Origin of the sequence: Novosphingobium sp. KA1 (assembly GCF_017309955.1) — a bacterium.
Taxonomy (GTDB): Bacteria; Pseudomonadota; Alphaproteobacteria; order Sphingomonadales; family Sphingomonadaceae; genus Novosphingobium.
In genome coordinates this window covers 1,666,714-1,687,912 of sequence record NZ_CP021248.1, presented here as the reverse complement: position 1 = coordinate 1,687,912, position 21,199 = coordinate 1,666,714, and the positions used below count along the sequence as shown (strand labels likewise).

Genomic DNA, 21,199 nt, shown 5'->3' with positions numbered 1-21,199 from the left:
GAAGGGTAGGGCCGGGCCGGGTTTGCCAAGCGGGCATAACGCCCCGGTTTGACGGCGCCGCGCCCCCTCGCTACCGCCTCTCGCCATGATCGCCCTGCTGTCTCCCGCCAAGACGCTCGACTTCGAGCGTGTGCTGCCGCCCCTCGCCGCGACCACCCCGCATTTTGCCGAGGAAGCGCTCGGTCTTGCCCGTTCGGCGTCGAACCTGACGCAGAAGCGGCTGTCCGAACTGATGCATATCTCGCCCAAGCTGGCGAAGCTGAACGCGGACCGCTATCGCGACTTCCCCGAACTGCCCGAACGCCAGGCGCTCTTCGCTTTTGCGGGTGACGTCTACACCGGCTTTGAGGCGCATACGCTGGACGAGGCGGGCGTCGCCTTCGCGCAGGATCACGTGCGCATGCTCTCGGGCCTCTACGGGCTGCTGCGCCCGCTCGACATGATCCGGCCCTACCGACTGGAAATGGGCACCCGCTGGGCCCCGCGCCACAAGAGCCTGACCGACTGGTGGGGCTCCCGCATCGCCGCATACTTGCGTGAGCAGGTGGCCGAAGAGGGTTCGGGCGCGGTGCTCAACCTTGCCAGCCAGGAGTACTTCGCGGCGGTCTCCGGCAAGCTGGAAGGTCTGCGCGTGGTCGACGTCGACTTCCGCGAGCTCGGACCGAACGGTCCGCGCTTCATCAGCTTCAACGCCAAGCGCGCGCGCGGGATGATGGCGCGCTGGATGTGCGAGCATCACATCACCGACATCGAGGCGATGCGCGGCTTCGACAGCGACGGCTATCGCTTCGATGAAGAGGCGAGCGAGCCCGACCGCTGGCGGTTCACCCGCGCGTGAGTGCGCGCGGGACCTGGGCCGTTGTGATCGGCGCCCCGGGCGGAGCGTTCGAGGAGACCTAGCACCTCCCTTACCCCGCGATCATGCCAGAGCTTGACATGCATGGTATACTAAATACCATTCTGTTGAGGTTTGCGCTGTCGTTCCCCTGAATTGAACAGCCGAGCACATAGCTATGGAGCCGGCACATGTTCAAAATCCGTCGATCACACCCCGTGGTCCCCTTTGCCACAGCCGCCAGGGTGAATCGCCGCGCCATGCTCGGCAGCAGCCTTGTCGCTCTGGCCATGGCCACTACGCGGCCGCTTCGTGCCGCCACGCCACAGGTGCGTCAGGTGAGCGAAACGCTGGCCATTCCCGGCGGGCGTTTCATCGTGGGCTGGGACAAGGGGCGCATCACCAGCCTGCGCGATGCGAGCGGGCGCCTGAGCGGCGATGTTCTGAAAGCGGGGGCGAGGCTGGGCAACCTGTGCGGCGTCTGGCGCGCGCAAGGGGGGGCGTGGTCGCGCTTTGATACCGCCGGGATGTCAGGGGCGATAGAGGCGCTGCCCGGGCAAGGGGCTGAAATCCAGTACCCGCTCGCCAAGGGGGTGAGCCTCTCCTGCCGGCTCCTGCTCGATGGCGAATGCCTGAAGGTCCTGGTCAGGATCGAGAACGCCACCGCCGCTCCCGTCGAGTTTGGCGACGTGGCGCTGCCTTTGCCGATCAACAGGATCGACGATACCAACAAAGACCCGGACGCCTTGCTCAAGCACAGCTTTATCGCGGGCCAGTCTTCCCATGTTTTCTGGCGGCACAAGGATGTGAGCAAGCCCTGGCTCGCCATGCTGCCCGAGAAGGGCTCGTCCCTTGAATATTGGGATGCGCCCAAGGACTCGTCCGATCTGTACCGCGTCTATTTCCATGCCGCCGCCCAGGTCGCCGCTGTCCGCAAGGCGGGGTCGCGCTGGCGCCTTCCTGCCAGCAGCCTGATCGTTCCGGCGGGCGAAAGTCGCGAGATGGGCGTCCGCTTTCTCCTCGTCGATGGACAGGATGCCATGCGGCGCGCCATCGCCGACCATGGCCTGCTCGATGTCGAGGTCGTGCCCGGCATGACGGTACCTGTCGGCAGCGAGGTCCGCCTCTCGTTTGGCTCACGCGTGCCGGTGGAGGCGCTGATCGCCGAACATGGGGCCGAGACGAGGATCGCGGCGGCGGGGCAGCGCGCGAACCGCCAGGTCTATGTCCTGCGTTTCGAGCGACTGGGCGAAAATCACATCACCGTGCGTCAGGCGGACGGCGGGATCACCACGCTCGAATTCTTCGTCACCCAGGCCGTCGAGACGATGATCGCCAAGCGCGGGGCCTTTATCGCCGCCCACCGGCACAGCGATCCCGCGGCATGGTACAACGGGCTTCTGGCCGAATGGAACATGGAGACGCAGACCCTCCTGGGGCCCGACAACTACGACCGCATCACGGGCTGGCGGATCTACGAAGTCACCTGCGATGATCCCGGCCTGTCGAAACCGGCCTTTCTCGCCGCCAAGAATGCCGAGTTCCCGGTGCAGGCCGAGATCGATGCGCTCGATGACTATGTCGAGCATTTCGTCTGGGGCGGCCTGCAACGCTCGACAGCGGAAAGCCAGGCCTATGGCATTTACGGCATTCCGGACTGGCACCGCAACCGCACCAGCAGCGATCCGGGCCCGCGCGGGCAGATGCACATCTGGCGCGTCTATGATTACCCGCACATCGCCGTGATGTATTTCTCGCTGTACCGGATCGCCCGCGACCACCCCGACGTGCGCACGCGCCTTTCGGCGGCCACCTATCTGGAGCGTGCCTTTGGCACGGCCAGGGCGATGTTTGTCATTCCCAGGCAGGTCGCGGACTGGGATGCCAACTCGATCGGCTATTACAACGAACTGGTGATCCCCGATGTGATCGATGCGCTGCGCCGCGAAGGGCGCAAGGATGAGGCCCAGGAGCTTGCCGCCTTGTGGGAGGCCAAGGTCCACCATTTCGTGAATGAGGTGAGCGACCTCTACGTCTCGGAGTATGCCTTTGATTCCACGGGCTTTGAATCCACGCAGGCGATCGCCCGCTATGCCATGGACCGGCCGGAGCGGTTTGCGCCCGACAAGGTCCGCGCCTTCAACCGCGCCCAGATGGAGGCGAACCTGTTCTGCCGCGGGTGGTTGCAGCCCTCCTATTACTACCTCGGCTCGGATTATCGGGCGTCTGCGGGTGATGCCTATACGCTCAGCTATATGGCGCAGATGGGCGGTTGGGCGATCCTCGACCATGCGCTTCACGATGTCGACGATCCGCGCCCCCTGCTGCGTCTGGGCCATGCCGCCGCGCTCAGCAGCTGGGCCTTGCTCAACAGCGGCACGCCCGACAGCGGCTATGGCTACTGGTATCCCGGCGCTGCCAATGATGGCGGCGCGGGCGGCGGTTTCGAGCCCGCTGCCCTGGGCGAGACCTGGCTGAACCAGCCCCACCGGCATGGCTCATGGTATTACGCGTGCGAGATCGATCTGGGCTTTTGCGGGGCCTTGCGCGCGGCGCGCACCACGCTGGTCGATGATGATCTTTTCGGCCGGATCGCGATGGGCGGAGAATGGCGCGAAGAGCAGGGCCGCCTGCTCGTCAGCCCGCGCGATGGGGTGCGCCGCCGTTTCCATGCCCGCCTTGGCACGGCCGGGCTCGACCTTGAAGTGCAGGGCGGATGCCGCTTTGCCGCCAACGCCTCGATTGCCCTGAAACCTGATCTGAGCGCATGGGAAGCGGTCATCGAACACGCGCAGGGCCCGGCGCGCAGCGTGCGGATGATCGTTTCATCCCCTGCGGGCAAGGACGCGGGGATACGGCTGCATACCGCCTCCGGCGAGGCCCGTGAAGTCGCACCCGGTCATTTCGAGATCCGGATTGCCCGGGGCAGCCGTTCCACGCGGATCTTTGGCGTGAAGGGCTGACCGGCGAATATCGGTCGGGACGCAAGCCCGCGAAGGCCATGCCGGGGCGGATCGCCCCGGCATGGTGTATTGCACGAATTTACCGCCTAGATCCGCGCGCGCAGGGTTACGCTGTAGCTGCGCGGCTCGCCGTAGATCAGCCCGTCGTAGAAGCCGTACTGACGGTAGTAGGTCTTGTCGGTGAGGTTGGTGACATTGGCGGAAATCTGGATGTTGTCGGTCACCTGATAGCGCGCCATCAGGTTGACCAGGGTATAGCCGGCGACCTTGAGATTGGCGGCATCGTACTGGCCGCCCCCCAGCGGGCGGCCGGGATTGGTTGACCATTCGGTCTTGCTCTGGCTGGAAATGCCGCCGCCGATGGTCAGGCGGTCCAGTGCGCCGGGTAGCGTATAGCTGGTCGAAAGCCGTACCACGTGGTGCGGATCGCGCTGGTAGCCAAGGCCCTTCACATCCAGGTAGCTGTAGCCGAAGAACAGGTTCCAGCCCGGCAGCACCTCGCCCGAGGCATCGAGGTCGATCCCCTTGGAGATCACGCCGCTGACGGCGCGGTAGATCGTCTCGCCCGTGGTTTCGTGGATCAGGCCGGTGCTTTCGGCAACGTTGCTCTGCTTGTTGCGGTAGAAGGCGAGCGAGGTGTTGAGTTTGCCGCCGTAGAACGCGCCCTTGATGCCCGCCTCGTAGCTGGAGCCGGTGACGGGATCGAGCAGCTTGTCGTTCTCGTCCCGCAAATTGCCCTGCGGCGTGAACATGTCGGTGTAGCTGGCATAAAGCGAGATTTCGCGCGTCACGTCGTAGACGAGCCCGGCGTAGGGCGTGAACACGCCCTTTTCCCGCGTGACGGCGGCGTCGGCAGTGTAGACGTTGCTTGCCGTGTAATCGCCGCCATGGGCCTTGTAGTCGCTGATGCGCCCGCCGGCGATGGCGGTCAGGCCGTCCATCAGGCTGAAGCGGCCCGCCACGTAGCCACCGATGTTGCGGGTCTTGTCCACCGAACGGGCATCGGTGCGGAAGGTCTCGAAATTGGCATAGGACCCGTCCCAGCTGCGCCAGTCGTCGATCGGCAGGCCGGCCGCGCGGTACTGGCAGCCGCTGTAGGGCGTTGCCGTCACACCGGCGATGCTGCAATTGCCGAGGGCATTGCTGAAGGTGTACTGCGTGATCCGGTCCCAATAGCCGTTGATGCCGATCATCAACTGGTGTTCGCGCCCGAACAGATGCAGCGGGCCATTGGCCGAGACATCCATGTTGTCCCGTCCGCTATCCGCTTCGGAATGGAAGGCATTGAGGTAGGCGCCGGTGCCGTCCTGATTCCAGAAGCCCGCAAAGCCGCCGACGTTGCGGGCCGCGTTGTTCACTTTGGCGATGCCCATGTTGTTGTAGGCGCTGCCGTCCGTGCGCGCATAGCCCAGCCGGACGCGCCAGCCGTTGTCCCATTCATGCTGGAGGTTCGCGAAGGCCGTGGTCGCCTTGCGGCGCGCAACGCTCCAGTCGGTGACCGGATTGGTGCTGCGCGGCAGGTGGGCGAGCGTGCCGTCGGCAAACCAGATCGAGACGTTGCTGCCCCAGGTCGCGCCCTTGTTGATGGTGCGCTCGTACTGGACGCCGCCGTTCAGCACGGTCTTGGGGCCAAGGTCGACCGCGAAGTTGGCCAGCACGCCGCGCCGGTCGATGTGCTCGCGCTCGCGGAACGTGTCGGTGCTCTCGTCGGAGAAGACCAGGCGGCCGCGCACGGCGCCGTCGGCCGTGACCGGGGCATTGAGATCGGCCATCACCCGGCGCTTGTCCCAGTTGCCCAGCGTCAGCATGCCGGCCGCGCCCAGCTTGGTCGTCGGCTGCTTGCGCTGGAGGTAGATCGTGGCCGAAGGATCCCCGGTGCCGCCCAGCAGGCCATTGGCGCCGCGCACGATCTGCACGCTGTCATAGAGGTCCATGTTGGTGGAGGCGCCGCCGCTGGTCAGGCTGCTCCGGCCATCCACCTGCATGCCGTCGATGCGGTAGTTGGTGATCTCGAACCCGCGCGCGCGGTAATTGGTCCGCCCCGCGTTGTCGTTGGAATAGGAAGTGACGCCCGGCGTGGTGGCCAGCACATCGTCGATCGTCTCGATCTGCTGGTCGTCCAGCAGCTGGCGGGTGACGACGGTGACGGTCTGCGGCGTTTCGCGCAGGGTCAGCGGCAGGCCGATGGCGATGCTGGCTTCCTGTCCGGTGTAGGACGATGTCTCTTCCGTGCGCTGGCCGGTGACGACGATCGACGGGGTGTCCGCGTCCTCGGCCGCGGCGGGCTGAACCCAGCACAGGGCGACGGCAAGCGCTGCCAGCGAGCCGCGCGCAGCGGTTCGCACGGAATAGGTTGGTTTCACGGTGAAAGCCCCTTATAATGCAATTCATTCGCAACAGAGGCGCCCACTATCACCGAAGGGCTTGGGGTAAATCCGTGGAATTGTGCAATTTTGTCAGGCCTTCCGGCCCTTTGTCACGTCATGTAACGGGCGTTGAAATCCACCGGTATGCAGCGGTAAATCCGTCGTGACCGATATTCTGGTCGTCGACGACGATGCCGACATCCGCGAACTGCTCTGCACGTATCTGTGCGAGGCGGGGATGGGCGCGAAAGGCGCCGCGGATGGCGACGAGATGTGGCAGTTGCTGGAACGCTACCGGCCCGACCTGATCATTCTCGACCTCATGCTGCCGGGGGAGGACGGGTTGACGCTCTGCCGGGCGCTGACGGCGCGGCACGAGATTCCGATCATCATGCTCACCGCACGCGGCGCGCTGATCGATCGGATTGTCGGGCTCGAACTTGGCGCGGACGATTATCTCGCCAAACCGTTCGACCCTCGCGAGCTGCTGGCCCGGATCAACGTCGTGCTGCGCCGGGCAGCGCGCTCGGCGCTCCAGGCACCGCCGCCTGAGCCCGAGACGATCCGGTTTGCCGGATGGCAGCTCGATACCCGCCGCAACCTGCTTCAGCAGGATGACGGGGCTGGGCACGTGGCGATGGGCGGATCGGACTTCCTTGCCTTGCGCACGCTGCTGCGCCACCCTTACCGGACGCTGAGCCGGGATTTTCTGGCGCGCGAGGTCTATGGGCGGGAGCGCGATCCGAGCGACCGGGCGATCGACATGTGCATCAGCCGCCTTCGCCAGCTTCTGGGCGACGATGCCCGCAGCCCGTCGCTGATCCGCACCGTCCGCAATGGCGGATATGTGTTGGCGGTGGATGTGGCGAACGGGGGCTGAACGGGGCGCGCTGATGCCGATTTTCCGCAAGGGCAATCGCTCCGCCTCGCTGTCGGCGCGGATTGCCTGCATCCTTGTCGCCGGGCTCCTGCTCGCCCAGTTGCTGACCAGCACCATCTGGTTCGAAAGCCGCCGCCGCCAGATGCTGGAGATCCCGGCGCGCGTTTTCGCCACGCGTGTGGCCGACGCCCTGCGCCTGCTGGACGCCCGCCCGCCCCGGGACCGCGCCGAATTGATGGCGGCGCTTCAGGCGCCGGGCCTTTCGCTGCGCTTCGCCCCGCACCTGCCGGCGCCGCAAGCTGGGGTGCAGGACGTGCAGCGCTCGTCTGCGCTGCTTCAGCACACGATGCGCGTGCACTTGGGCCGACCGGTGGAGGTGAGGGTCATCAGTGCGCAATTGCTGGACGACCGCGGGCGGCCCGCGAACACGTGGGCGATGCTGTCCGCGCAGGAACCGGCCGCGCAATTTCGCGTCGCCGTCCGCTGCGATCCCGCCGATCCCTGGCTGCTGGCCGAGGGGCATGAGGATGAGAACGGGGCCGACTTGGACCGGGTCGGGACCATCGCCGACTATGTGGTGCGCATCTATGCCCTGCGCATCCTGATCGTCGGGCTGCTGACCTGGTTCGCCGTGCGGCTGGGGATGACGCCGCTGAAACGCATGGCCGATGCGGCCGAGGCGCTGGGGCGCGACATTCACAGCCCGCCGCTGGAAACCTCGGGCCCGCGCGAGGTGCGCCGCGCCGCCGAGGCATTCAACGCCATGCAGCAGAAGGTGGTCGGCCATATAGAGGAGCGCACCCGCTTTCTGGCCGCCGTGTCGCACGATTTGCGCTCCCCCATCACGCGCCTGCGGCTGCGCACCGAAATGCTGCCTGACGAGACGCAGAAGGCGGGTTTCCGCAAGGATCTGGTCGAAATGGAGGGGATGGTCGATGCAACGCTGTCCTTCATGAAAGGCGGCGTCGATGAGGAATTGACCGGAGATATCGATCTCGACGTGATGCTGGGGGAAATGGTCGCGAACTTGCGCGACCATGGGGCGGCGGTGACGCTGAGCGGATCGGCCAACGGCAGGATCGCCGGGTTTCCGAACGGGTTGCGGCGCTGTATCGGCAATCTGGTGGAGAACGCGCTGCGTTATGCCGGCAGTGCGCAGATCGTGGTTTCCGCAAGTCCCGCGCAGATCGCCATCACGGTGCAGGACAGGGGGCCGGGCATACCGGAGGAGGCGCTCGACCTGGTGTTCGAACCGTTCTACCGGCAGGAGGATTCCCGGAACGTGGCGTCCGGCGGCGTTGGCCTGGGCTTGAGCATCGCCCGCGATATTGCCGCGGCCCATCAAGGCACGCTCTGGCTGCGCAACCGGTCCGGGGGTGGGCTGGAGGCCAATCTTCGGCTTCCCCGAGGGGGCTGCCGCACGTAATATCAACTTGCGTCAAGCTTGCTGGGCAAGCCCGCGCGGCGTCTGGAGCGAAGAAATGGCGGCCCCGAAAGGCCGCCATCCCTCACGCTTCATCCGGGTGGTTCAGAAACGAACCTTGGCACCCATGGTGAAATAGCGGCCGATGGTGTCGTAGTGGATCGCGCCGTAAGTGGTCAGCGGCGGATCGCGGTCGAACAGGTTGTTGACGTTGGCGAAGAGGGTGAACTTGTCGATGTTCACCTGTGCGCCGAGGTCGACGTAGACGCGGGCCGAGATGTCGTTGTTGGCGATGTCCAGCGCATGGTTGAACTTGCCGCCGCCGACATAACGCACGCGGGTGTCGAGCGAGAACGTGTCGCTCGTGTAGGTGACGATGCCGCTGGCGCGCCAGTGCGGGGTGCCGAAGCTGACGTTGTCGCCGACGTCGCCCGCGCGGTCCACGGTGGTGGTGCCGTCGTTGATCAGGACCTTGGGAACATAGGTGGCAAGGCCGCGCAGGCGCAGGTTGCCGCCCAGGTTCGCGGCGATCGTGCTCAGCGGGAACTGGTAGGTGCCCTCGATGTCGATGCCCTTGGTCTTGTATTCGGCCAGGTTGATGTAGGTGGTGTAGATCGTGGTCGGCGCGCCGGAGCCATCGCGCACGATCTGGCTGCACAGCGAGGTATTGCCGTTGTCGCAGCCCGAGACGATGTCCTGCGCACCCAGCGAGGTGATCGCGTCGCGCAGCTTGATGTTGTAGTAGTCGACCGAGAGGTTGAAGCCCGGCAGGAACGAGGGCGTGAACACCGCGCCCAGCGTCAGCGTGCTGCCGATTTCGGGCTTCAGGTCGGCATTGCCGCCGCCGTAGCGGGTGACCGAGTAGGTGTTGCCGTTCTCCGCCACGGTCGAGAAGCTCGTGGTGGTGGTGGTGAACAGTTCGCTGAGGCTGCCCGAGCGGATGTCGCGCGAACGCGAGACGCGCAGCAGCAGGTTGTTGAAGATGCGGTCGGTCAGGCCCAGCTTCCACGACCAGATGCCGCCGCTGGTGCTGTAGTGGCTGTAGCGCGCCGCACCGTTGACATCGAGCTTGCTGAACGGCTGGTCGAGCAGCGGCACGGCGACTTCGCCGAAGAACTCCTGCACGTTGAAGCCGCCGTTGAGCGGCGAGAAGTTGAAGCGGCTGAAGCCCTTGGCGGCGGAAACCGCGTCAAGGCCGCTGGTCACCTGTTCTTCCCAGCGCGCTTCGGCGCCGACCGCGATCGAGACCGGGCCCGCCCAGGTCGAGAACGGATCGCCGCGCAGGCTGCCGCCCATCGAGTCCAGCTTGGTGGTGTAGACGGCGCGGGCGGTGTTGCCGAAGACATAGTCGATGGCGGCCTGGCTGGCAGTGCCGGTGCCCAGGATGTTGAGCGGGGCGCAGGCGGTATCCGGGTCGGTCAGCGCCACGCGGCAGACGATGTTGCCGCTGGAATCCGTCACCGCATCCAGCGCGTTGGTCAGGTTCGTGCCGGTGATCTGGTTGTGGTAGCTCTGCATGTTGCGCATTTCGCCGTGGCTGTAATAGGCGCTGTAGCGCCACTTGCCGTCGGCAAAGCTGCCGTCCACGCCGATCGCGCCTTCCACGTTCTGGCGGTAGTAGTCGAAGTTGCGGTAGCCGTAGTCCTCGAACACGCGGCCGACCTTGATGCTGGTTTCGCCCGCGGCGGCAAGCTGGCTGCGGATCGTGTCCGACAGGTAGGGGTTGGCGGCCGAGATCGTGTAAGTGCCGCTTTCCGCATAGAACGGATAGCTGGCCCAGATGCGGCTGTAGCTGCCGTCCGCCCAGAAGGTGGCATCGCCCACTTCGAAGCTGGCGCGGGCGTAGGAATTCACGCGCTGGTAGGGGTTGGTGAGGGCGTATTCGTCGTTGGTGGCAACGCCTTCGCCGCCGACCATCGTGGTGCCGCTGATCTGGCTGCCGTACTGGAAGTCGCGCAGGGTGCCGTCCGAGTTGAAGGTCTGCCCGGCAAGGCTGCCCGACGTGATCAGGCCGCCGAGGCTGGTGTTGGACGCGTTGACGTCGCGCACGAGGATATAGGCATGGTCGCCGCCGACCGGCGAGAACAGGTTCGAGCTGCCGACGTTCTTGCGCGAGTTGCGGTCGAGAATGCCTTCGTCGTGCTGGTATTCGGCGCCGATCATGAAGTGGCCGCGGCCGCCCGCGAACTTGGTGCCGAAGGTGCCGTCGAAGCTGTAGCGATAGCCGTCCCCGCGCGAGGAGATGCCGTTCTGCGCGCCGAGGGTGACGCCTTCAAGCTCGTCGTCGAGGATGATGTTGACGACGCCGCCGATGGCGCCCGAACCCCATGCCGCCGAGGCGCCGCCGGTGACGACGTCGACGCGCTTCACCAGGCCCTGCGGAATGGTGTTGAGGTCGGCCGAACCGGTGAAGCGGCGGTTGTTGAGCAGCGTCAGCGTGCGGGTGACGCCAAGGCCGCGAAGGTCCATGGCCGAGGCGCTGGAGTTCGTGTTGGCGACGGTGCTGGCCGGGGTCTGCGTGGCGCGGAACTGGGGAAGGTCGTTCAGGACCTGCGCAATGCTGGGACGGGCGCCGAGGCGCAGTTCGGTCTCGCCCACGACAGTGGTCGGCGTCGGCGCGTCGAAGCCCTTGCGGTCGATGCGCGAGCCGGTGACGAAGATGGCGGAGCCGGCATCGCTGGCTTCATCGGCAGACGCCGAATTTTGAACGCTGTCCTGCGCCATGGCGGGCTGGGCAAGCGCGATGGTCACACCGAGGGCGGCAGTGCCCCCGGTCAGCAACTGGCGGAACTTGCGGTTATAATCACGCATTTTTGTGGACCCCTTGTTGAGTTTGTCCGGCCGCCCCTGAGCGGCTGTCCTGGTGAAAAATGGGAGGAGGGCGTCAGCCTTCCGCGCGGCGGAATTCGACGTCGTAGGCACGGCTTTCGCCGAAGCGCAGGCTGGTGACCTTGCCGCTGGCATCGCGCTTGAACTTGACGGTGACGGCGGAAGACTGCGGCAGCGCGTCGCCGGTGAAGACGTCGGCGTACGTCACCGTCAGCGGGCGGCCGGACCAGCGCGGACCGTCATAGACCAGCGCATCGCCCTGCTGGCGGAAGGTCAGGCAGCCGCCGGTGTCGACGCCGCAGAAGCGGCCGGTGTAGTCCTTCGGATCGAAGGCGGTGACCTGCTCGACCTTGCGGTAGGGGATGCGCTCGCCCTCGCGGTTTTCGCGGACGAGGCCGGATTTCGTAAAGGCGAAAATGTCCTCGCGCAGCGCCCAGCGGCCTGCGCTTACCGCCACCAGCGCGCGGCCATCGGCGGTGAGCTGGCCTTGCGCATCGGTGGCGAAGCGGATCGGGAAGCCGGTCATGCCATCGGCGTAGAGGCCGGTCGGCAGCGGCGCCTTGGGCGTGTAGGGCCTTGCCTTGAAGGCGGGCAGGAACACGTCGGCGACGGCGCGGCCCAGCGTCGGCGTATCGGCATTGCCGCCGTTGCACAGCAGCGAGACGGCGAGCTTCTGCCCCGGATAGCGCGCCATCCAGGCGCGGTAGCCGCCGGTCGAGCCCGAGTGGCTGACTTCCTGCTCGCCGTTGTGGTCGAGGTTCACCAGCGCCAGGGCATAGGCGATGCGGGTGCCGTCGTTCAGCGTGGTGGGTTGCTGCATTGCCTCGGTGAAGCCGGGGCCGAAGCGGTCGTCGTCGAGCGCCGCCTGCCACTTCACCAGATCGCCCACGGTGGTGAGCAACCCGCCGTTGCCATAGGCGTCCTCGATCACCTGATTGTTGCGATAGAGGCCTTTGTCGAAGTCGTAGGCGCCGGTGCGGCCCGCCACGACATCGCCGTGGTCGTCGCGCCAGCGGGTGTGGGTCATGCCCAGCGGCACGAAGATGCGGTCGTGCGTGAAGTCCGCCAACGACTGGCCGCTTACGCGCTGGACGATGATCGCCAGCAGATTGAAGTTGCTGTTGCTGTAGAGGTAGTGCGCGCCGGGGGCGTAGTTCAGTTCCTTCTGCCGGACCAGGATGCCGAGCATGTCCTGATTGTCGGCCGTGCGGCTGTTGCGCGGCCAGCCCTCGATCGCGGCGACCGAGCCCCAGTCGCGCAGGCCGCTGGTGTGGTGCAGCAGGTGGCGGATCGTGATCGGCGCGCCGTAGTCCGGCATTTCCGGCACATACTTGCGGATGTCGTCATCGAGCGAGAGCTTGCCCTCGCGGGCCAGCATCAGGGTGGCGGCGGCGGTGAACTGCTTGGAATCGGAACCCGCTTCGTAGATCGAATCGAGCCGGGCCGGCACGCCCAGTTCGAGGCTGGCCATGCCGTAGACGCGCTCCGCAATGACCTGCCCGCCGCGCGAGACGGCAACCGCGCAGCCCGGCGTATCCTGATGGTTCCAGCGCGCGAAGACGGTGTCGACGGCGGCGATCTGGGCCGCAGAGGCCGGAGTTGCAGCTGGAGCGGCGGCGGGCGCCGCATGGGCAACGCTGGAAAGACCAATGGCAGTCATCACGCCGGCAATCGGCGTCAGGCTCAACTTCATGTCGCAAGATCCCCTTCGATCCCGCAACCCGCCGCGCAGGGCGCAGGCGGTGTTGCGTTCGAGGGGGAGAGCTAGAGCGCTCCGCTGTCATGAACCTGACATGTGCGCCCAGCGTCAAGCTTTTGTGCAATCAATTGCAAGAACCTGACGTAAGGGCTTGGCATTTGTTATGCGTAGAGCCATGCATGGCGAAATATCACATCCTCGGGGGAGGGAGACGGGTCGCAATCTGGGGAATTTCTGATGCGTTTGTTGCTGGTTGAAGACGACGAACGGCTGGCGCGCGGCGTCGCCGCCTCGCTGGAGGCGGCCGGCTTTTCGGTCGACCGCCTGGACAGCGGGGAAGACGCGCTGCAACTGGCCGGGGCCGAGCCTTATGCCGCGATAATCCTCGACCTGGGGCTGCCCGACATCGATGGACTCGACGTGCTTTCGCGGCTCAGGGCACGCGGCGCGCTGACCCCGGTGCTCATCCTCACCGCGCGGGACATGGTCGACGACCGGATCAACGGGCTCGACCGCGGCGCCGACGACTACATGGCCAAGCCGTTCGACCCGCGCGAACTCGAATCGCGCATCCGCGCGCTGGTCCGCCGCAGCCAGGGCACGCCGGATCCGGTGCTGCGCATCGGCACGCTGGTGTTCGACCGGTCGAGCCGCACCGTCTCGCTCGACGACAGCGTGATCGATCTGCGCCGCCGCGAACTGGCGGTGCTGGAAACGCTGATGGGCCGCCCCGGCAAGGTCATTCCCAAGGAGCGTCTCTCGGCCGAAGTCTTCGCCTTCGACGATGCCGTCACCCCCAATGCCCTGGAAGTCTACGTCGGCCGCCTGCGCCGCAAGCTGCTGCCGTCCGGCCCGGCGATCCGCACCGTGCGCGGGCTCGGCTACATGATCGAGGCGGCCTGAGCTGACGCAAGGGGCCATGTTGCACGTCCGTTCCCAGCAGGCGCCTTCGCTGCGGCTGCGCCTGACCGGCGCGGTGATGCTGCCGCTGGCCGCGCTGGTGCTGTTTTTCGGCGTGGTGACGGTGCTGGTCACGCGCAATACCGAATCCGATACCGTGGACCGTGTGCTGATCGGCTCGGTGCGGACGCTCAGCCTTGCCTACAACAGTCCGCCCGGCGAGCGCGAAAGGCTGGTGCCGCTGGCGATCCACCTGCTCAAGCGCCGGGCCCGTCCGGTCGTGCATTACAGCGTCTACAGCGGCCGCAAGGTCATTTCCGGCGATCCGGCGCTGCTGCCGCCGGCGGACTACACCCCGCAATGGGACGGCGTGATCGACCGGCATGCGCCCGCGACGTTCTACAACGCCTATCGCGAAAACCGCCTGATCCGCGGCTATCTGGAACCGGCCGATGCCGCGGCGGTGACGCAGGCCGCCTACCTGCGGGATGGCATGCTCCACGGCAAACCGGTGCGTATCGCCACCGAAGTGCGCCGCGCCGCCGGAGAGCCCGGTCTCGTGGTCATCCAGATTGCCGACTATGTGGACGACCGCGCTGCTTATGAGCAGAACTTTGCGCTACGCGTGCTGCTGATCGGATTGGCGGCCCTGCTGGTGACCGGCGTGCTGTTCTGGTGGGCGATCCGCTGGGGCCTGCGCCCGTTGCTCGACATGACCCGGCAGGTCGAGCAGGCCCGCCATGACGCCTCGCCCGCGTTCCGCCTGCAGGCGCCGGAAACCGCGCCGGTGGAGATGCGGCCTTTCGTGGCGGCCTTCAACGGGCTGATGGCGCGGCTGGACAAGGCGGCGGATTCGCTGAGGCAGTTCACCTCGAATGCCTCGCACCAGATGCGCACGCCGCTGGCGGTGGCGCGCGTGCAGCTCGACGTGCTGGATCGCTACGGCCCGGAATCGCCGCAAGGGCAGGCCGCGCTGCAGGATATTCCGCATTCCATCGATTCGCTGGAGCAACTGCTGCGCCAGCTGATTTCGCTGGCCCGCAGCGAGGATCAGGAAGGCACGCTGCTGCAGCCTTTCGACCTCTCGGGCGTCGCCGCTTCCGTCACGGCGGACCGCGCCGCGCAGGCGCCCGCGCACATCGACATCAGTTACGAAAACGAGAGCGGCGGCACGGTAACGGCCATGGGCGAGCCCCGCCTTGCCGCCGAGCTGATCGGCAACCTGCTGGACAATGCGATCCGCTACAACCGGCCCGGCGGCGCGGTCGCGGTCCACCTCGGCCGGCGCGGCGGCCATGCCTTTGTCGAGATCGACGACACCGGCCCCGGCATCCCGGCGGCAGAGCGCGAGCGGGTGTGGGAGCGCTTCTACCGCGTCAGGGGGCAAAGCCAGGCTTTCGGCACCGGCCTCGGCCTGCCGATCGCCCGCGCCCTGGCCGACCGGCTCGGCGCGCGGGTCACGCTGGCGGACGGGCGCACCGGGCAGGGGCTCTGCGCCGTGGTGGAGTTCCGCGCCGAAGCTGCATGAATTGCACAGAGTGACAAGGGCGCGACAGGTTCATGTCAGCCGCCGTCGATACCCCCTGAGGCACCGCCATTATCGGGCCAGCCCAAGGGGACATCCATCATGCCGATCCGCCGCCGCGCCTTGCGCGCCTTTCTTGTTGCCGGAGCCGCCGCCTTCGCTGCCATCGCCATGCCCGCGCTTGCGGAAGAAGAAGAGGGCGGCACCCTGCCGCCGGTCGCTGCCGTGCCCAGCACGCCGATCGCCGGGGACTTCACTTTCGCCGCCGTGGGCGATCTGATCTACTTGCGCCCGATGCTGGCGACGCTCGAAAAGCAGTCTCCCGACATGCTGCGCCTGCTGCGCGGCGCCGATGTGACGTTCGGCAACTTCGAGACCACCGCGCTCGATCTCAAGACCTTCAAGGGATCGCCGCAGGCCGAATCCGGCGGCACCTGGATGCTTGCCGATCCCAAGGTCCCTGCCGACGTTGCCGCCATGGGCATCGACATCGTCGGCCACGCCAACAACCACGCGACCGACTGGGGCGTGGAGGGCATGATCGACACGCTGGCCCTGCTCGACGATGCCCATGTCGTCCATGCCGGGACGGGCCGCTCGATGAGCGCCGCGCGCGCTCCGGCCTATTACGACGGCGGCCATGGCCGCATCGGCCTGGTCTCGGCGACGACCACGTTCACGCCGATGTCGCCCGCCGCCGATCCGCTGGGGCAAGTGCCGGGCCGCGGCGGCGCGAACACCATCCGCAGCACCGAAGTCGGCCTCGTTTCGCAGGCCGACCTTGCGGTGCTGGCGCGGCTGGCGGGCACCAGGGACGGGGCGCCGGTGAAGCTCAAGGGCCGCGAGTACCGGGTTGCCGCCGATGCCGTCTCGCCGATGAAGATCGAGTACGATCTCAACCAGAAGGACGTTGCCGCCAACCTGCTGGCGGTGCGCCAGGCCAAGGAAAACGGCAACTTCGCGGTGTTCTCGCTGCACAACCACGAGCCGGGCAATGCCAGCAGGACCCCGGCCGGGTTCGCGCAGGGCCTTGCCCATCAGGCCATCGATGCGGGCGCCGACGTCTACGTCGGCCACGGCCCGCACCAGCTGCGCGGGATCGAGATCTACAAGGGCAAGCCGATCTTCTATTCGCTGGGCAACTTCGCGATGATGAACAACTCGCTCGATGACGTGCCGGCCGACATGTACGACCAGTTCGGCGTCACCCCCGGCAGCGTGACCACGCCCGAACTGCTCGCCGCGCGCAATGCCAAGGAGTTCTCGGACCCCGCCCTCTACGAGACGGTGATCGCCACGGCCCACTACCGCGACGGCCGGCTGGACGAAGTGCGGCTCTATCCGGTCGATCTCGGCGTGAACGCCAGCGGGGCGGGACGAGGGGTGCCGCACATGGCGGACGCGGCCACCGGTGCGCGGATCCTGGCGCGGCTGCAGGCGCTGTCGCAGCCTTACGGCACGACCATCGCCATCGATCACGGCGTTGGCGTGATCCGGGTCGGCAGCAGCCGCTGACGGTCCGCTGGGCCGGAGCAGGGCGCAGGCGCTGCTCCGGCCGGCGGCAGGGCGATCAGCCCTGTTCGAGCTGGGCGGCGGCGATCGCCGTCAGGTTGAGGATGCCGCGCGCGGTGACGCCCGGCGTCAGCACGTGGATCGGCTGGGCCAGGCCCATCAGCATCGGCCCGACGGTGGGCGAGCTGGACGAGGCCGACAGCGCGGTCAGCGTGATGTTGGCGGCGTCGAGCGTGGGCATGACCAGCAGGTTGGCCGGGCCTTCGAAGCGCGAATCCGGCACCAGGCGGTCGCGCAGCGGCTGGCTGAGCGCGGCGTCGGCATGCATTTCGCCGTCCACCTGCAGGTCCGGCATGGCCTTGCGCACGATGTCCAGCGCGGCGCGCATCTTGCGCGCGCTGGGGCTGTGCGAGGCGCCGAAATTGGAGTGCGAGAGCAGCGCCACGCGCGGGCGCAGGCCGAAGTGCTTGAGCTGGGTGGCGCCCAGCTGGGTCATCTCGGCGATCTGCTCGGGAGTCGGGTCCGGCACCATGTGGGTATCGGTGATGAACAGCGCGCCGGCATCGAGGATCAGGCCGGACAGCGCATAGACGCGGCTGCTGGCGGGATCGCGCTCGATCACCCGCAGCACGTGCTCGACCTGGCCCCAGTATTCCGAGCGTCCGCCGACCAGCGCGGCATCGACGCGGCCGGTGCGCAGCATCATCGTCGCGGTGATGGTCGGGCGGCGATAGACGTGGCGCAGGATCTCGTCGGTCGGCACGCCCTTGCGCGAGGCGATGGCGCGATAGGCCTCGACCAGATCGGTCATGACCTCGTGGTCGGTCTCGGGATCGATCACCTCGACGTCGCGGTCGAGCTCGAAGCTGAGGCCGAGGCTGGGCAGCTTCTCCTTGAGGATCCGGCGGCGGGCGACGATGGTGGGGCGCACCAGTTCCTCGTCCAGCGCGTCCTGGATCGCGCGCAGCACGCGCTCGTCCTCGCCCTCGCCGTAGACGATGCGGCGCTTGCTGCCGCGGGCGGCCTCGAACACCGGCAGCATGAGCTGGCCCGAACGGGTGTTCTGGTGCGAGAGCGCGCGCTTGTAGTCGTCGAGGTCGATGGTCTTGGTGGCGACGCCGCTGTCCATCGCCGCGCGGGCGACGGCGACCGCGATCTCGCCGATCAGGCGCGGGTCGAACGGGGTCGGGATGATGTATTCGGGGCCGAACACCAGCTTGCGGCCGCCATAGGCCTGGGCCACGCTGTCATGCGCGGGCAGGCGGGCGAGCGCGGCGATGGCCTCGGCGGCGGCGGCCTTCATCTCCTCGTTGATCGCGGTGGCGCCCACGTCGAGCGCGCCGCGGAAGATGTAGGGGAAGCACAGGACGTTGTTGACCTGGTTCGGATAGTCCGAGCGGCCGGTGGCGATGATCGCATCGGGGCGGGCTTCGCGGGCCAGTTCGGGGCGGATTTCCGGCTCGGGATTGGCGAGCGCGAAGATCAGCGGATTGGGCGCCATCAGTTCCAGCCATTCGGGCTTGAGCACGCCGGGGGCGGAGAGGCCGAGGAACAGGTTGGCGCCGGGCAGCACGTCGGGCAGCGAACGCGCGTTGGTATCGCGGGCATAACGCGCCATGTTGGGCAGCATGCCTTCGCGGCCCGAATGGATGACGCCGTCCTTGTCGGTCAGCGTCACGTTCTCGATCCGCAGGCCCATCGAGACCAGCAGGTCGACGCAGGCCAGCGCCGCCGCGCCCGCGCCCGAGGTGACGAGGCGCGCTTCGGCCAGCGTCTTGCCCTGCAGCACCAGCGCGTTGCGCACGGCGGCCGCGACGACGATGGCGGTGCCGTGCTGGTCGTCATGGAACACCGGGATGTTCATGCGTTCCTTCAGCCGCGCCTCGATGGCGAAGCATTCGGGGGCCTTGATGTCTTCCAGGTTGATGCCGCCGAAAGTGGGTTCGAGCAGGGCGACGGCTTCGACGAACTTGTCGGGATCGGTGGTGTCGACTTCGATGTCGAAGACGTCGATGTCGGCGAATTTCTTGAAGAGGACCGCCTTGCCCTCCATCACCGGCTTCGAGGCCAGCGCGCCGATCGCGCCGAGGCCGAGCACGGCGGTGCCGTTGGAGATCACGGCGACGAGGTTGCCGCGCGCAGTGTAGTCCAGCGCCTTGGCCGGATCGGCGGCGATTTCCATGCAGGGCGCGGCGACGCCGGGCGAATAGGCCAGCGCGAGGTCGCGCTGGTTCACCATGCGCTTGGTCGGCTCAATCCTGAGCTTACCGGGCTGGGGGTAGAGGTGGTAATCGAGGGCGGCGCGGCGGAGTTTGTCGTCCATGGCCCCCCCATAAGCATGGAAATCGTGCTTGCCTATGGTTTATCGGCGTAACGATATGTTGCCGTAAACGTCAGCCGCGAAATCCGCCGCGGTGCGCTCCCGGATCACCGGCAGCGTTCGAGCGGGACGACCAGCGGTATGCCGTCCAGCTCCGCGCGGTAGCCGGTGACGCCGTAGATGCGGCGCAGCATGGCCTCGGTGAGGACCTGGGCGGGCGAACCGTCGGCGACCAGACGGCCATGGTCGATTGCCAGCAGCCGGTCGCAGTGGCGCGCGGCGAGGTTGAGATCGTGCAGCACGGCGATCACCAGCGCGCCCGCGCGGGCCTCGCGGGCCAGCAGTTCCATGACGTCGATCTGGTGGCCGGGGTCGAGCGAGGCGAGCGGTTCGTCCACCACCAGCACCGGGGCGCCGACCGCCAGGGCCCGCGCCAGCAGCGCGCGGGCACGCTCGCCGCCGGACAGCTGGGTGGCGATGCGCGCGGCGAGATGGCCGACGTCGGCGCGTGCCATCGCCTCGAGGACGGCAAGCCGGTCGGCCTCGGCGATCCGCGACATCGGCCCCAGGTGCGGCAGGCGGCCGAGCGCGACGAGGCGCTCGACCGTGAGCGGCCAGTGCAGCGTCTGGCCTTGCGGCAGATAGGCGATGCGGCGGGCCAGCGCGCGCGGGGGGAGCGCGGCGATGTCCGCGCCGTCCAGCGCGATGGTGCCGCGCGCCGCCGGAACGAGGCCGGCGAGCGCGCGCACCAATGTCGATTTTCCCGCGCCGTTGGGGCCGATCACGCCGATCAGCGAACCGGCATGAAGCTGCGCAGTGATGCCGTGCAGGATCTCGCGGCGGCCGAGTTCGACGGCAAGCTGGTCGAGGGCGATCGTCATCATCCGCGGGGTCACCACAGGCGCCGCTCGCGCAGCAGGTGAAAGAGGAAGACGGGGACGCCGAGGAAGGCCGTCACCACGCCCAGCTTCAGTTCGGCATCGGTCGGGATCAGCCGCACGAGGATGTCGGCCCCGGTCAGCAGCACCGCGCCGCCGAGCAGGGATGGCACCAGCAGCGCCGAAGGGCTGCGGTCGGTCATGGGGCGGATCAGGTGCGGCACGATCAGGCCGACAAAGCCGATCGCGCCGGACACCGCGACCGCGCCGCCGACGCCGATCGCCACGCCCAGCATCAGCCGCAGCCGCGTGCGGGCAAGGTTGACGCCGAGCGAGCGGGCCCCGTCCTCGCCCAGCGACAGCGCGTCGAGCGCCAGCGGATCGGCCAGCAGCAGCGCGGTCCCCACCACCACGCAGGGCAGCGCGATCCACACGTGCTCCATCGAACGGTTCTCGATCGAGCCGAGCAGCCAGGACATGATCTCCATCGCCGCGAAGGGATTGGGCGAAAGATTGAGCGCGAGGCTGATCCCCGCGCCCGCCAGGGTCGAGACGGCGATGCCCGCCAGGATCAGGCCGAGCGGACTTTCGGATCGTCCCGCCAGCGCGAACAGCAGCACCATCGCGCCCAGCGCGGAGGCGATGGCAAGCAGCGGCAGCATCGCTGCGTGCCACTCCGAAATGCCGAAATAGAGCGCGATCACCGCGCCCAGCGCCGAGGCGTTCGAGGCCCCCAGCACCGAGGGTTCGGCCAAGGGATTGCGCAAGTAGCCCTGCAGCACCGCACCCGAGAGGCCGAGCATGGCCCCGGTCATCAGGCCGATCAGGGTGCGCGGCAAGCGCAGTTCGAGCAGGATCGCGCGCACCACCGGCTCGCCGGTGCCGCCAAGCGCCGCCACCATCCGACCAAGGCCGAGCGAGATGGGCCCGAGGCTCATCGACGCCAGCGCCACCACGATCACGGCGCCGACCAGCAGCGGAATCAGCGCCGGGTGGCGTAGCGGGGGCGGACTACCGGATAATTCCACTGGAACCTCGCTTGACGTCGGCTTCTGTGACGTCTGTGTCG

The 21,199-nt window shown here is 67.4% G+C and carries 13 protein-coding genes; 7 read left to right on the top strand and 6 right to left on the bottom strand.

The features are described 5' to 3' along the window. Positions 1-85: 85 nt before the first annotated feature. Positions 86-838, top strand: coding sequence for a peroxide stress protein YaaA (gene yaaA / locus CA833_RS25045; protein ID WP_207080581.1), 753 nt, complete (start codon positions 86-88; stop codon positions 836-838). Positions 839-1,026: 188 nt separating this feature from the next. Beyond that, complete coding sequence (locus CA833_RS25040) at positions 1,027-3,798, top strand: DUF5695 domain-containing protein (RefSeq protein WP_207080580.1); 2,772 nt, start codon at positions 1,027-1,029, stop codon at positions 3,796-3,798. An 86-nt stretch (positions 3,799-3,884) separates the two neighbouring features. Here CA833_RS25040 and CA833_RS25035 read toward each other — a convergent pair whose 3' ends face one another. Beyond that, entirely contained in the window at positions 3,885-6,161 is a 2,277-nt protein-coding gene (locus CA833_RS25035) for a TonB-dependent siderophore receptor (RefSeq protein WP_207080579.1), read from the bottom strand. 166 nt (positions 6,162-6,327) lie between these two features. Here CA833_RS25035 and CA833_RS25030 point away from each other — a divergent pair, with 166 nt between their 5' ends. Together CA833_RS25030 and CA833_RS25025 are read left to right on the top strand one after the other, a co-directional pair. Further along, positions 6,328-7,044 (top strand): response regulator, encoded by a 717-nt coding sequence (locus CA833_RS25030; protein ID WP_207080578.1) that lies wholly within the window; start codon positions 6,328-6,330, stop codon positions 7,042-7,044. A 13-nt stretch (positions 7,045-7,057) separates the two neighbouring features. Further along, positions 7,058-8,470 (top strand): ATP-binding protein, encoded by a 1,413-nt coding sequence (locus CA833_RS25025; RefSeq protein WP_207080577.1) that lies wholly within the window; start codon positions 7,058-7,060, stop codon positions 8,468-8,470. Between the two features lie 102 nt (positions 8,471-8,572). Here the strand turns inward: CA833_RS25025 and CA833_RS25020 are convergent, their stop codons facing one another. Together CA833_RS25020 and CA833_RS25015 are read right to left on the bottom strand one after the other, a co-directional pair. After that, the gene (locus tag CA833_RS25020) at positions 8,573-11,278 is read right to left on the bottom strand and encodes a TonB-dependent receptor domain-containing protein (protein ID WP_207080576.1); all 2,706 of its coding nucleotides are present in this window, start codon (positions 11,276-11,278) and stop codon (positions 8,573-8,575) included. Positions 11,279-11,351: 73 nt separating this feature from the next. Continuing rightward, positions 11,352-12,989 (bottom strand): serine hydrolase, encoded by a 1,638-nt coding sequence (locus CA833_RS25015; protein WP_207080575.1) that lies wholly within the window; start codon positions 12,987-12,989, stop codon positions 11,352-11,354. A 243-nt stretch (positions 12,990-13,232) separates the two neighbouring features. Between CA833_RS25015 and CA833_RS25010 the strand changes: the two genes are divergently transcribed. From CA833_RS25010 to CA833_RS25000, 3 genes are all read left to right on the top strand, one after another. Further along, positions 13,233-13,898, top strand: coding sequence for a response regulator transcription factor (locus tag CA833_RS25010; protein WP_142639240.1), 666 nt, complete (start codon positions 13,233-13,235; stop codon positions 13,896-13,898). A gap of 16 nt (positions 13,899-13,914) precedes the next feature. After that, on the top strand, positions 13,915-15,423 hold the full coding sequence (locus tag CA833_RS25005) for an ATP-binding protein (RefSeq protein WP_207080574.1): 1,509 nt from the start codon (positions 13,915-13,917) through the stop codon (positions 15,421-15,423). A gap of 99 nt (positions 15,424-15,522) precedes the next feature. Then, complete coding sequence (locus CA833_RS25000) at positions 15,523-16,935, top strand: CapA family protein (RefSeq protein ID WP_207080573.1); 1,413 nt, start codon at positions 15,523-15,525, stop codon at positions 16,933-16,935. A 55-nt stretch (positions 16,936-16,990) separates the two neighbouring features. Here the strand turns inward: CA833_RS25000 and CA833_RS24995 are convergent, their stop codons facing one another. From CA833_RS24995 to CA833_RS24985, 3 genes are all read right to left on the bottom strand, one after another. After that, complete coding sequence (locus CA833_RS24995) at positions 16,991-19,255, bottom strand: NADP-dependent malic enzyme (RefSeq protein WP_142639235.1); 2,265 nt, start codon at positions 19,253-19,255, stop codon at positions 16,991-16,993. 104 nt (positions 19,256-19,359) lie between these two features. Further along, a complete protein-coding gene (locus CA833_RS24990) occupies positions 19,360-20,136 on the bottom strand; it encodes an ABC transporter ATP-binding protein (RefSeq protein WP_207080572.1) in 777 nt (258 codons plus the stop codon). A gap of 8 nt (positions 20,137-20,144) precedes the next feature. Then, a complete protein-coding gene (locus CA833_RS24985; RefSeq protein WP_370584593.1) occupies positions 20,145-21,158 on the bottom strand; it encodes a FecCD family ABC transporter permease in 1,014 nt (337 codons plus the stop codon). Positions 21,159-21,199: the final 41 nt, after the last annotated feature.

Coding starts and splice junctions, on each gene's coding strand:
- yaaA (WP_207080581.1), top strand. CDS start 86: ATGATCGCCCTGCTGTCTCCCGCCAAGACGCTCGACTTCGAGCGTGTG.
- CA833_RS25040 (WP_207080580.1), top strand. CDS start 1,027: ATGTTCAAAATCCGTCGATCACACCCCGTGGTCCCCTTTGCCACAGCC.
- CA833_RS25025 (WP_207080577.1), top strand. CDS start 7,058: ATGCCGATTTTCCGCAAGGGCAATCGCTCCGCCTCGCTGTCGGCGCGG.
- CA833_RS25020 (WP_207080576.1), bottom strand. CDS start 11,278: ATGCGTGATTATAACCGCAAGTTCCGCCAGTTGCTGACCGGGGGCACT.
- CA833_RS25015 (WP_207080575.1), bottom strand. CDS start 12,989: ATGAAGTTGAGCCTGACGCCGATTGCCGGCGTGATGACTGCCATTGGT.
- CA833_RS25010 (WP_142639240.1), top strand. CDS start 13,233: ATGCGTTTGTTGCTGGTTGAAGACGACGAACGGCTGGCGCGCGGCGTC.
- CA833_RS25005 (WP_207080574.1), top strand. CDS start 13,915: ATGTTGCACGTCCGTTCCCAGCAGGCGCCTTCGCTGCGGCTGCGCCTG.
- CA833_RS25000 (WP_207080573.1), top strand. CDS start 15,523: ATGCCGATCCGCCGCCGCGCCTTGCGCGCCTTTCTTGTTGCCGGAGCC.
- CA833_RS24995 (WP_142639235.1), bottom strand. CDS start 19,255: ATGGACGACAAACTCCGCCGCGCCGCCCTCGATTACCACCTCTACCCC.
- CA833_RS24990 (WP_207080572.1), bottom strand. CDS start 20,136: ATGATGACGATCGCCCTCGACCAGCTTGCCGTCGAACTCGGCCGCCGC.